This is a genomic window from Streptomyces anandii JCM 4720 (genome assembly GCF_014650655.1).
GTDB classification, from domain to species: Bacteria; Actinomycetota; Actinomycetes; order Streptomycetales; family Streptomycetaceae; genus Streptomyces; species Streptomyces anandii.
In genome coordinates this window covers 1-8578 of record NZ_BMVJ01000023.1, presented here as the reverse complement: position 1 = coordinate 8578, position 8578 = coordinate 1, and the positions used below count along the sequence as shown (strand labels likewise).

At 68.3% G+C, this 8578-nt stretch carries 6 protein-coding genes, 1 tRNA gene and 1 pseudogene; 5 read left to right on the top strand and 3 right to left on the bottom strand.

Features of this window, described 5'->3' with window-relative positions; all coding sequences use genetic code 11:
• The coding region (locus IE249_RS29835; protein WP_229859541.1) for a DUF6082 family protein at window positions 1-465 on the top strand (465 nt) is incomplete at its 5' end.
• Between the two features lie 764 nt (window positions 466-1229).
• Here the strand turns inward: IE249_RS29835 and IE249_RS29830 are convergent.
• Window positions 1230-1493, bottom strand: coding sequence for a hypothetical protein (locus IE249_RS29830; RefSeq protein WP_189709760.1), 264 nt, complete (start codon window positions 1491-1493; stop codon window positions 1230-1232).
• On the opposite strand from IE249_RS29830, the pseudogene IE249_RS29825 reads away from it, so the two are divergent.
• Window positions 1475-1798, top strand: a pseudogene (locus IE249_RS29825) (tyrosine-type recombinase/integrase); the annotation flags it as partial. The gene IE249_RS29830 and the pseudogene IE249_RS29825 sit on opposite strands and share 19 nt — an antisense overlap.
• A 69-nt stretch (window positions 1799-1867) precedes the next feature.
• Here IE249_RS29825 and IE249_RS29820 read toward each other — a convergent pair.
• Together IE249_RS29820 and IE249_RS29815 are read right to left on the bottom strand one after the other, a co-directional pair.
• Window positions 1868-2860: a hypothetical protein gene (locus tag IE249_RS29820; protein ID WP_189709758.1), complete on the bottom strand. Its 993-nt coding sequence runs from the start codon at window positions 2858-2860 to the stop codon at window positions 1868-1870.
• 384 nt (window positions 2861-3244) lie between these two features.
• Window positions 3245-3316: transfer RNA gene (locus tag IE249_RS29815), tRNA-Cys, on the bottom strand.
• A gap of 177 nt (window positions 3317-3493) precedes the next feature.
• Between IE249_RS29815 and IE249_RS29810 the strand changes: the two genes are divergently transcribed.
• The 3 genes from IE249_RS29810 to IE249_RS29800 all read left to right on the top strand — a co-directional run bounded on the left by IE249_RS29810 (window position 3494) and on the right by IE249_RS29800 (window position 8377).
• Window positions 3494-4975, top strand: a complete 1482-nt coding sequence (locus IE249_RS29810) for an MFS transporter (RefSeq protein ID WP_189709756.1) — start codon at window positions 3494-3496, stop codon at window positions 4973-4975.
• 273 nt (window positions 4976-5248) lie between these two features.
• The gene (locus IE249_RS29805; RefSeq protein ID WP_189709754.1) at window positions 5249-7054 is read left to right on the top strand and encodes a DEAD/DEAH box helicase; all 1806 of its coding nucleotides are present in this window, start codon (window positions 5249-5251) and stop codon (window positions 7052-7054) included.
• Between the two features lie 681 nt (window positions 7055-7735).
• Window positions 7736-8377: an IclR family transcriptional regulator gene (locus IE249_RS29800; protein ID WP_189709752.1), complete on the top strand. Its 642-nt coding sequence runs from the start codon at window positions 7736-7738 to the stop codon at window positions 8375-8377.
• The last annotated feature ends 201 nt before the right edge of the window (window positions 8378-8578 follow it).

The window sequence follows — 8578 nt, the reverse complement described above, 5'->3', positions numbered from 1 at the left end:
GCAGCAGCCTTTCTCGGAGCACTAGTCTCGATCTGGTACCAGGCTAAGCAGACTCGTATCATGCATGAAGAGATCCGTTCATCCATGCATAAAGAACTTATACTCCGCACGCTGGACGACGAGACGCTTGCGTATTGTTGGGATCCGCCGCCCGAGCCTTGTACGCTTTTGGAGACACGGCAACACACCTTTTGTAATTTGATCTATCGGCTTTGGCTCACGGACTACTTGGTTGGTCGCATGACTCTTGAAGCTACTCGAATCACGTTAGAGGTGCACTTTAGGGGCGAGGTCGCACGCCGCCATTGGCGAATTTACAGCCAGCAGTGGATAGACTGGGCCAATGCTAGTGTGAATAGACGAGAGAAAGAGTTCGTCTGGCTCACTCAGCACGTATTTGAAAGGGCTGTTACCGCAGGGCCACCAGTTGCTGCGAACTCCTACTTTGAGCCACCTCAAGTCTGAGGCGGGCGGAATGCAGACGCGAGTACAGGTATTTCTTGGAGTAGGTCGCGCGCGTCTAAGTTCCCGTCTCGCTCATCTCCGTCCGAGGCGTCCAGAGTCGTTCACTGAGCCTCGGTGATCACAGCATCCGTGCGGGCCTGAACACCACCGAACCTGTCAGGACCGGCTTGAGACCCGGGCAACGCGTCCGGGTAGTCTGATCCGGTATTTTCCCGACTGACAGGATGCCGAGCGCGCCGTCCGGCCGGCAACGTGGCTCGGCCAGCGTCTCAGGTACCCCTGGCGACAGACATAACGACCGGCGCCGAGGTGCCCGATCGCCAGATGGCCGGACCGCTTGATGTGGTCCGGCCCCGGGCTGGCTGAGCATACGAGATTCGAACTCGTGAGGGGTCGCCCCCAACACGCTTTCCAACTGTCCGAGCGGCGGTCCATGGGCGTTCATAGGCGTTCGCAACGCAGGTCAGACGGGTCGCGCATACGGCGGTGAACGGTGGCGGCCGTCGGTGCACTGGACAAAGACTAGGACAAGACGCAGCTCGGGGAACGTGGGACCTGGCCCTACGCCACGCCTGGTGGTCGGTCTCACATAACTCATGCACCGCCTGGTTGCGGCATGCCTGGGCACGGTTTTCGAGAGGCCTCTCTCATCGGCAGATACCCAAGTGGGCAGCCATCGGGATGGAAACGCCTCTCATGGCAACACATGCATTGGTAGTAGGGAGAACTGATTTTGACTCTTACCTTCCAATGGCGCTTTCTTCTCATTTTGTCTCTCCCTCTTCTTTGGCAGCCTTTTCTTTCACCTCGGCTTCCTTTTTCTGCTCTTCAGTCTCCACTTTTCCTGGGGCTAGTTGGACGGTGACGACGATTCCGTATATCAGTTCAGCGATAAACGCCAATCCTAGAACAGAAACAGCAGCCCATCTGAATGATTCTGTAGCGTTGGAGTCCGATAGTAGAGGGACGACAGAAATGGTCAAGGCGGCCGAAAGGGATGTGATTCCACGAGCACGGCCGTAGCCCATCCCACCGCCGGGACTGGTCCGAGTGGAAGGCTCTTCTAACAGAGGCCAAGGTCCGTGACGGGCGACTGCACGACGCGCGCCACACGGCCGCAACGGTTCTGCTGATCCTCGGTGTCCCCGAGCGGGCCGTCATGGGGCTCATGGGATGGTCGACCACGGCCATGGCCGCGCGGTATCAGCACATGGTGGACGCCGTGCGGGCCGATGTCGCGCGGCAGGTGGATGGGCTGATCTGGAAGATCAAGACGGACCGGCCTGACGATGACGGCAATGGCGCGGCTGGCGCGCTCGGACCGGCCAACTGAGGCGGATAAGTAGAAGGGCGGCACTCCTAGGGGTGCCGCCCTTCGTCTTGTCTGACCAAAGTGGTGGATCTAGGAGGGACTGGTCAGCCAAGCGGTCATCTGCCCCTCTTTGCTGTCGAACGTCACCCGGTGAAAGCTCTCCGGCGGAATGAGCGGGTGTCCGTGCCGCACCGTCCCTTGATAGACAGAATCGGAAATGCAGAGCGCGATGTTGTTGGTCCCCTCTTGCAGCGCATTCCGCAGAAACTCGGCATCGAGCAGGCGGCAGGCGCGGTTGAGATCGGACCCCAGCCAGCCGTCGTGCTCGTCTATGGTCACGCGGCCCGTCGCGAGGACTCCGCGCATCCTGATCTGGACGCTGCTGGACGCCGCCCGGTTGACAGCAAGCAGTTGCCTTGGCATCTCCGTGATTAGCGCTCGCAGCAGCTCAGTGAGAGAAGCGCTTGCATCGATCAGTTCCATGACTGAGTCACCACGGTCCGCACGTCGCCGCTGGGCCTCAGTGATTCCGGCAGCGACCAATACGTGATCGGCGATCTCGTACAGCATGCGGCGTTGATATGCCTGCTCAACATCATCGCGGTCGCTGAAATGCTCGATGTCGAACAACAGGATGCTTCTCTGGACGTCAGCCACCATGCCCTCGGCCGCCGACTTGACCGGGCTCTGCTCTGCCTCGGCCGCGCGCAGCCAAAGAGCATGCATGGGCTCCAGTTGCTGCTCGGCCGTGAGACCGGGAGCCTTGGACGCAAGGATCTCAAGCAGCGCATCCACGACATGCCATTGCGGAAGACGAACGCTGCTGAAGGCGTCGTGAATTGAACTTCGCGAAATCCCTGCCCCTCGCACCTCTCGGGCCATAACCGTAAGACTGGGCCGGCCGGCCAGCAGGTGAAGCCGGTGGAGAGCATCGTTGAACTCGCGGTGCTCACGGCCCGTCAGATCCGGCTTGCGGAAAAACCCCGGTCTACCCATGCTTGCCCCCCGTCCAAGACCGTCCGAAACCGTCCACCAGCATGGCATCTCAGCCGAACTCAGGTGGTGACGTCCGTAGATGTTCAAGACTGGCTTCTACTCATCCAACTCGCTCGTGTCCGCGCTGATGCTCGAACCCGAGCTCGGAAGACCCGGGCGGTAGATGAGAGGGCAACAGGTCATGTGGACGAGAAAGACAGCCCGGCGGCTTGTCGTTACTGCGATGTTTGCGATGACCCGCGGCGCCGCCACGGCGGCAGGTAGCACAGTGGTGGTCGGCTTCGTGTGGTGGGCGCAGCACCGCTAGCTTCGGTAGGAAGCTCTGGCTGACCGTCACCGTCACCTCTGATGGACTGGGGGCGCTCTGTGGGTTCAGGCTCCGGAACTGAGACGGAAACTGAGACGGACAGCCAAAAGGGTGGCACCCCCTCGGGGGAGCCACCCTTTTGTTTTGCCTGGTCAAGGCCACAGAGGCCGTGGCGGGAATCGAACCCGCGTAACTCGCTTTGCAGGCGAGCCCCTGAACCATTCGGGCACACGGCCGTGTTGGTGTTCGTGATCGACGGTAGGCGGGGGGTGGGGGCGGTTCAAGGCAGGGGGACGGGCTGCAACGGGACTGCCATACGGCGTTCATGAAAGGGGGCGTACGACCAAGGCCGGAGAAGGGAGTCCTACCCCCGACAGGGGTGAAGAGCGGGCTTGGACCTTACTCTGGCGGGCATGACCGTGCTTGAACCACGTGACACCGGCGTCACTGATGCCCCCGGCGGAGTCGGCTCCGGTGACGAGGCGGGCGAGGGTGTGCTGAGCCGGGCCCATCGCTCGCTCAGTGTCGGGATCGTCTCCGTCGTGCTGCTGATCGCCTTCGAGGCGACCGCCGTGGGCACGGCGATGCCGGTCGCGGCGCGGGAGCTGCACGGGGTGTCGCTGTACGCGTTCGCGTTCTCGGGGTACTTCACGACGAGCCTGTTCGGGATGGTGCTCGCCGGGCAGTGGTCGGACCGGCGGGGCCCGCTGGGCTCGCTGACCGGGGGGATCGGGGCGTTCGCGGCGGGGCTGGCGCTGGCCGGGACCGCGGGCTCGATGTGGGTGTTCATCGCGGGACGGGCCGTGCAGGGGCTCGGCGGCGGGCTGGTGATCGTCGCGTTGTACGTCGTCGTCGGCCGGGCCTACCCGGAGGGGCTGCGGCCGTCGATCATGGCGGCGTTCGCGGCGGCCTGGGTCGTCCCGTCGGTCGTCGGGCCGCTCGCCTCGGGCGCGGTGACCGAACACCTCGGCTGGCGCTGGGTGTTCCTCGGCATCCCGGTGCTCGTGGTGTTTCCGCTGGTCATCGCCCTGCCGCAGATACGCAGACGAGCGTCGGGGCCGGTGGGGGAGCCGGCGGGGGAAACCGTGGGGGAGACCTCCGCAGCCGCCTCCTTCGATCCGCGCCGGATCCGGCTCGCCCTCGGCATCTCGCTCGGCGCGGGGCTGCTGCAGTACGCGGCCCAGGACCTGCGGTGGCTGTCGCTCCTGCCCGGGGCCGCGGGGGCCGCGCTGCTCGTCCCGGCCGTGCGGGGACTGCTGCCGCACGGCACCTGGCGGGCGGCGCGCGGACTGCCGTCCGTGGTGCTGCTCCGCGGCGTGGCGGCGGGCTCCTTCATCGCCGCCGAGTCCTTCGTGCCGCTGATGCTCGTCACCCAGCGGGGCCTGTCGCCCACGCTCGCCGGTTTCTCGCTCGCCGCGGGCGGGGGCACCTGGGCGCTGGGCTCCTGGGTGCAGTCGCGTCCGCGCGTCGCGCCGTACCGGGAACGGCTGATGACCCTCGGCATGGTGCTGGTGGCCGCCGCCATCGCCGCCGCGCCCAGCGTGCTCGTCCACGCCGTCCCGGTGTGGACCGTCGCGGTCGCCTGGGGCTTCGGCTGCTTCGGCATGGGCCTGGTCATCGCCTCCACCAGCGTGCTCCTGCTCCAGCTGTCCGCCCCCGAGGAGGCCGGCGCCAACTCGGCGGCCCTGCAGATCTCCGACGCCCTGTCCAACGTCCTCCTCCTCGCCGCGGGAGGCGCCGCATTCGTCGCGCTGGGCGGCGGCACGGTGACGCACGCCACGGCGACAGCGGGCGGCTCCGCCGCCCACCCGGCCGCGTTCGCGGCGGTGTTCCTGCCGATGGCCGGGGTGGCGCTGGCCGGAGCCTGGGTGACCAGGCGGCTGCGGGAGCGGTGAGACCTGCGGCGGTGGGTGGTGGGCGGTGCGGTGGGACCGGACCGGGCCGGCCCGACGCAGGGAAGCGACGGAGCCGGGCCGGGTCGGCGTACGGGGGCGACCGGGGGCGAGCGGGCCGGGGTGCCGCGCTCAGGTGGCGTTGGTGATCTGTGACGCGTGTCGCAACTGCCTTGGGTGCGGCGCCGTTGGCCCGAGTGGCGGTGGGGGCACCGGTAGGGTGGCCCGGTTGTCATACGTAGCCGAGCCCCCAGCACCACGAACGAACCGGAGACCGTGAGTACCACCGCCAGCTCCAGCTCGTCACACCACTCGCACCACCTCTCGCCCGCCTTCCCGGGGCGCGCGCCCTGGGGTACCGCCAGCAAGCTGCGCGCCTGGCAGCAGGGCGCGATGGAGAAGTACGTCCAGGAGCAGCCGCGCGACTTCCTCGCGGTCGCCACCCCCGGCGCCGGAAAGACCACCTTCGCGCTGACGCTCGCCTCCTGGCTGCTGCACCACCACGTCGTCCAGCAGGTCACCGTGGTCGCGCCGACCGAGCACCTGAAGAAGCAGTGGGCGGAGGCGGCCGCGCGGATAGGCATCAGGCTCGACCCCGAGTACAGCGCGGGCCCGCTCAGCCGGGAGTACCACGGCGTCGCCGTGACGTACGCCGGTGTCGGCGTGCGGCCCATGCTGCACCGCAACCGCGTCGAGCAGCGCAAGACCCTCGTCATCCTCGACGAGATCCACCACGCCGGCGATTCCAAGTCGTGGGGCGAGGCGTGCCTGGAGGCGTTCGAGCCCGCGACGCGGCGGCTCGCGCTCACCGGTACGCCGTTCCGGTCGGACACCAACCCGATCCCGTTCGTCACGTACGAGGAGGGGCAGGACGGCATCCGGCGGTCCGCCGCCGACTACACCTACGGCTACGGCTCCGCACTCTCCGACGGGGTCGTGCGGCCCGTCATCTTCCTCTCCTACAGCGGCAACATGCGCTGGCGCACCAAGGCCGGTGACGAGATCGCCGCGCGGCTCGGCGAGCCGATGACCAAGGACGCGGTCAGCCAGGCCTGGCGGACCGCGCTCGACCCGCGCGGCGAGTGGATGCCGGCCGTGCTGCGCGCCGCCGACCGCCGGCTGACCGAGGTCCGCAAGGCCATCCCCGACGCCGGGGCCCTGGTCATCGCCTCCGACCAGGACTCCGCGCGCGCCTACGCCAAACTCATCCGGGAGATCACCGGCAGCGCGGCGACCGTCGTCCTCTCCGACGACGCCGGCGCCTCCAAGAGGATCGACGACTTCAGCGCGGGCGACGACCGGTGGATGGTCGCGGTGCGCATGGTGTCCGAGGGCGTCGACGTGCCGCGGCTCGCGGTCGGGGTGTACGCGACGACCATCTCCACTCCGTTGTTCTTCGCCCAGGCCGTGGGCCGTTTCGTACGGTCCCGGCGGCGCGGCGAGACGGCGTCGGTGTTCCTGCCCACGGTGCCGGATCTGCTCACCTTCGCCAACGAGATGGAGGTGGAGCGGGACCACGCCCTCGACAAGCCGAAGAAGGAGGGCGAGGAGGACCCGTACGCCGAGTCCGAGAAGGAGATGGAGGAGGCGAACCGGGAGCAGGACGAGGACACCGGTGAGCAGGACATGCTGCCGTTCGAGGCGCTGGAGTCCGATGCGGTGTTCGACCGGGTGCTGTACGACGGTGCCGAGTTCGGCATGCAGGCGCATCCGGGGAGTGAGGAGGAGCAGGACTACCTCGGTATTCCGGGGCTTCTCGAGCCTGAGCAGGTGCAGTTGCTGTTGCAGAAGCGGCAGGCTCGGCAGATCGCGCACAGCCGGAAGAAGCCGGACGCGGAGGCGGATCTGCTGGAGCTGCCCGCCGAGCGGCGGCCCGTGGTGAGTCACAAGGAGCTCATGGAGCTGCGGCGGCAGTTGAATACGCTGGTGGGGGCGTATGTCCATCAGAGCGGTAAGCCGCATGGGGTGGTGCATACGGAGTTGCGGCGGGTCTGTGGGGGGCCGCCGAGTGCGGAGGCCACTGCCGGGCAGTTGCGGCAGCGGATCGAGAAGGTTCGGGAGTGGGCTACTCGGATGCGGTGAGCTTCGGTGGGCTTTTGGGTTTGTTTCCCGCCCACCCGCCCGTCTCGGTGGGTCATAGGTTGACCGCCACGGGGCTCCGCCCCGGACCCCACGCGGGGGCTGCGCCCCCTGCACCCCCGTATCCCACCCGCCCGTCGCTGTGGGCTGACAGGTCCCGCCACGGGGCTCCGCCCCGGACCCCGGCGGGGGCTTCGCCTCCTGCACCCCTGCGCGCGCTTGCGGGGGCTTCGCCTCCTGTGCCGGCTGCGGGGTTCACCTCCTGCGCTCCCGGTGGGGGCTTCGCCCTCTGCACCCCCGGTGGGGGTTTCTCCGCCTGCGCCCCGGCGGGGGATTCGACCCTTGCGCTCTCGGCGCCGTTTCTCCGCCTGCGCCCCCGGCGGGCCTCCCGCGCCCCCCTGTCCGCCCGGGCGTATCCGGACAAAGGCAAGTAGTCCGAACCGGTCACTGACCGGATTCTGGACGGAGGCTTCCGCTGAGCGAACCGGCTTCGCTAATGTCCCGCTACGCACACGCCCCGTGGCAGCGCCGCCGCGGAGCGCAGCCGTGAAGCGACTTGGCTCCGGGACCGCTGCCCGGGCCGCCGACCGATCGGCGGCCTCTGTTGCGCGTCACTGACGGGACTCGGTGACGTATACCGCCGCGCGGAGGGACGCCGACCTCACCACTTAAGGAGTGGGCGTCGTGACCGCGGAGACCTCCCAGACGCTCGACCGGGGACTCAGGGTCCTCAAGCTGCTGGCCGACACGGACCACGGGCTGACCGTCACCGAACTCTCCCAGAAACTGGGGGTGAACAGGACCGTCGTCTACCGGCTGCTCGCCACGCTGGAGCAGCACACCCTGGTGCGCCGGGACCTCGGCGGCCGTGCCCGGGTCGGGCTCGGGGTACTGCGGCTGGGGCGTCAGGTGCACCCGCTGGTGCGGGAGGCGGCGCTGCCCGCGCTGCGGTCGCTGGCCGAGGACATAGGGGCGACGGCCCATCTGACCCTCGTGGACGGCTCCGAGGCGCTGGCCGTCGCCGTGGTCGAGCCGACCTGGACGGACTACCACGTGGCCTACCGCGCCGGTTTCCGCCACCCCCTGGAGCGGGGCGCCGCCGGCAAGGCCATCCTCGAGGCCCGCCGCCAGCCGGCCGTGGACCCCGGCTACACGCTCACCCACGGCGAACTCGAGGCCGGAGCCAGCGGTGCCGCCGCGCCGCTCCTCGGCGTCACCGGGGTCGAGGGCAGCGTGGGTGTCGTCATGCTCGCCGACTCCGTACCGGAACGCGTGGGACCCCGCGTCGTCGACGCGGCGCGCGAGGTCGCCGAAGCCCTCCGCTGAACGGAGCCCGACGGCACCCGGCCCCGGCACGGCGCCGCGCTGACGCGTGACGGACTGCCCCCACCCGGCGGCCGCCACCCACCGACCGCTGGCCGCCGACCCCTGCCGCCGGCTCCCGGCCCCAGGCCTCCGGCTCCCGGGCTCCGGTCTCCGGGTCCTGGCCTCCGGCTCCCGGGCTCCGGTCTCCGGGTCCTGGCCTCC